General features: G+C 47.1%; 2 protein-coding genes. Both read right to left on the reverse strand.

What is annotated here, in order from left to right:
• Positions 1–241, reverse strand: a 241-nt coding sequence (locus tag JCM12308_RS27310; RefSeq protein ID WP_164845389.1) for a hypothetical protein, incomplete at its 3' end; no start/stop codon positions are given.
• A 226-nt stretch (positions 242–467) separates the two neighbouring features.
• Positions 468–2,838 (reverse strand): calcium-binding protein (locus tag JCM12308_RS27315; protein WP_054785756.1); only part of this gene is annotated, 2,371 nt, incomplete at its 5' end.

A 2,838-nucleotide genomic window follows, 5' to 3' on the forward strand; every position in this document is an offset into this window, starting at 1 on the left:
AGGGCTCCAGACCATGATATTGGGGCACTTCGATGGGCACCTTTTGGGTCAAGGCGCCAAAGCTGCTGGTGTGCTGGGTGTAGGTTTTATCCGGAGAGACCGAGGTATCGTTTTCCAGGGCGACACTGGCCGGGCTATTAAGGACCATTGCAGTGCTTAGCGCGGTAAAAAACACCACTTTCAGCTTGCGGCCAGATGCCTGGTCAGCAAGATGATGATCACGGGAGTATTTGGAAAACATAGTCAGCCCAACCATTAGAAACTGGTTGAGGTTGTAGATTTATCCCGCCCCTTTCAAGGGATTAAAAGACGCAGATCCAGCTCATGATTGGGATACATGAGCCGAATTGCGACTTGTTGTGTGCAATACATGGATATATGGCTAATTATCGTTAATTAAGTGAGTATTATTCAGTGGAATTAATCGGATTGATAAACTACAAAAAATTCCGACTACATAATACTCATTAATTGTCCGAACGACCACAAGTGGTTCTATCACCGGGGTTTTCGTAGACAATTGCTCTCTTTTCGCATTCTAATGTTTCAGACCAAGGCCCAGTTGCTTCCCATTCTGAATAGCTTGCACTTCCGTTCGGGTACTCAATCTTAGTGCGATTGAAAGTATCATAAGTGTCCGTGACTTTAGCACTGGCATAATGTGTAATGGTGCTACAGCGTGGGCCAGATGGAATTGGTTCAAGAGTGCAGGTTGGTTTCCAAAATGGTCCTGAAGAAATAGTTCTTGTACCTTTCCGCAAATTTATAACGGTCTCCGTAGAGAGACTAAAAATGGTGACCTTCGATCCCTTAATATCATGTGATACTTTTACGCGTGAATTTACGTAGTTCTTTTTTGTCTCTGTAGTTTTGATACACTTATCACCTTCTTTGATTGGAAGGCCATAGCCATGGAAGCGGATAAACTCTGATTGATCAGGCCGTTGGTAGGTCTCTTCTCGTCGTGTTCTTAAGAAAGAGTTGCAATCTTCGTAATAGCGATCGTTGTCTGTCGGTATGTCACGGATTGACTTGAGAGTATATTCAGTTTCAGGCGCATTAGGTTCTAAGACATCAATCGCCAAGGGGTAAGGAACTGAGTTGAAATCAAACTTAATTACAGAGAGCCGGTAGGATTTTAGTTCCTCATCATTGTGCTTCCAGCTACCATCGTTTGTAGTATAGTGCTGGTAAACCGCCTCTGATCTTTGGCAGTTCGTAACGAAAATGCGTCCACCTTTGTCATAGTAAAGGCGCTCAAGACCTATACTAAAGCCTTCATTCAACTTATGGATAAACTTGCTTGGGTCTTCGCAAGTTTCTTTGGTGGTTTTAATAGTAATTGCCTGACTTGGTAATTGCTGACACTTCCCGTCTTCCAAACGTATTTGTGGGGTAGCTGTTAAAGTTTTCATATTAATCACATCTGGGCAATGCGCTTCTTCAATTGCAAATACTTCAGGTTCGGTTCTGAAGTCATCTGCATGGAGATCCCCAGGTATTGTGTTTCTGATTGTGATTGTGTTTGTGGTGTTGATCTGAATGAGGGTATTGCTGCCAGATGCACTGGTGCGAGCCAGTACATCAGCAAAGCTGGTCAGACCCGTGCCTTTGAGCTGAATGACATCGCCAGCGCCATGGCCCGCAGCAAAGTCTTCAATTACATCACGGCCAAAGCTTGTGCCTTCAAAGACAAAGGTGTCATTGCCTTTGCCGCCATGTAAATTGTCATTGCCTGCTGCTCCATTGAGGGTGTCGTTGCCGCCATAGCCAGACAGACGGTTGTTGCCACTGTCACCGGTCAGGCTGTCGCCATATGCATCACTGCCTGTTGCGTTCTCGATGGAGACATAGGTGTCGCCAGCAGCATCGCCTGTGTTTTGGCTTGGATCGGCAAGATTGATGGTCAGAGCATGCTTGGACCAACGATAGCGGGCGGTATCTACACCCGGCCCCCCGTCAAGGTAGGCGTTACCGCCATGATACGCATTGAGAGTATCATTACCGCCTTTACCTTCCAGACGGTCATTTCCTTTAAAGCCGTAAAGAGCATTGTTTTGCTCATCGCCAATCAAGACGTCATCATGATTGGAACCCATAACGATCTCAAAGTTAGAGATCGTATCGCCTTCAGCATGGCCACCTGAGACAACCCCGGTTGTCAAGTTGACGGAAACCCCTGTTGGAGAAGATGCATAATCGACGATATCAATTCCAGGACCACCATCCAGCGTATCTCCACCAGCGTATCCATAAAGTCTGTTGTTACCTGCATCACCAATCAGCGTGTCAGCATGATCTCGGGTTCCCATGATGCGTTCAATAGAGATGTAAGTATCACCTGCCGCATCTCCAGTGTTCTGGCTTGGATCTGCCAGGTTCACGGTAACGCCAGAGGAGGCGTAGTAGTAGCGCACGGTATCAGTGCCCTCGCCACCATCAAGGATGTCTGCTCCAGAGGCATAAGCGTTGAGGGTGTCATCGCCTTTGCCGCCTACTAAATGGTCGTTGCCACCTCCGGCATACAGCCCGTTGTTGCCATCGTTACCGATAATCACATCATCATGTCGAGATCCATGCACATATTCGACGTTTATCAAAATGTCACCATCGGCATGCCCACCCGAAGCAGCACCTGTTCCAAGATTTACAAGAATGCCATTCAGGGATTGAGAATAATTTGCGGTATCAATTCCAGCACCGCCATCCAACAGATCAGCACCAGAGCCGCTGTAAAGAGTATCATTGCCAGTGCCACCATAGAGCTTGTCATTGCCGGCATGACCATAGAGTTTGTCGCTGCCAGCCAGACCATAGATCTCATCGGCAGCAGGTGTG

It is taken from the genome of Pseudovibrio denitrificans JCM 12308, from assembly GCF_001310815.1.
Taxonomy (GTDB): domain Bacteria; phylum Pseudomonadota; class Alphaproteobacteria; order Rhizobiales; family Stappiaceae; genus Pseudovibrio; species Pseudovibrio denitrificans.